Here is a 484-nt window from a genome sequence, read left to right on the forward strand (position 1 = left end):
GGGTTATCTTATCACGCCTCAACAACTGGTTCAATCTATTTGGTTTTGTAAGTTCCAGTTTGGAAACGTAAATTCCGCTAAAATCATGATTTCTTGATATGCCGGAATTTAATCTTGCAAGAACTTTTAGGAACAGGGGTTTACTTTTGCAAACTGGAAGTCAGTTTTCCAATTCAGCAAACCTTTCAGGTGGATATGCAGAACAGTATAAAACTCAGACAGCTGGCACCGGACAATGTACTTTTTGTTTCAGAAAGCGGAATACGGACAGCAGAGGATATCAGGAAATTATATGATAATCAGGTAGATGCTGTTCTGATCGGAGAGACATTGATGAGAAGTGCTGATAAAAAAGCCGCTCTTGAGACATTAAATGATATGTACCCAGAATTCTGGACACATATTTATAAGTTAGGCGGACATTATGGATGCTTCTCTGTATTTTACAGGAGGCATCCATTTTGTTTTTGCCTGGATTCGTTTG

Annotated in this window: 1 pseudogene; it reads left to right on the forward strand. The window is 38.6% G+C overall.

What is annotated here, in order from left to right:
- Positions 1–177: 177 nt before the first annotated feature.
- A pseudogene (locus ACTNB8_RS16430) lies at positions 178–375 on the forward strand (indole-3-glycerol phosphate synthase TrpC); the annotation flags it as partial.
- Positions 376–484 lie beyond the last annotated feature (109 nt).

The organism is Blautia sp. HCP28S3_G10 (assembly GCF_052065235.1).
Classification (GTDB): domain Bacteria; phylum Bacillota; class Clostridia; order Lachnospirales; family Lachnospiraceae; genus Blautia_A.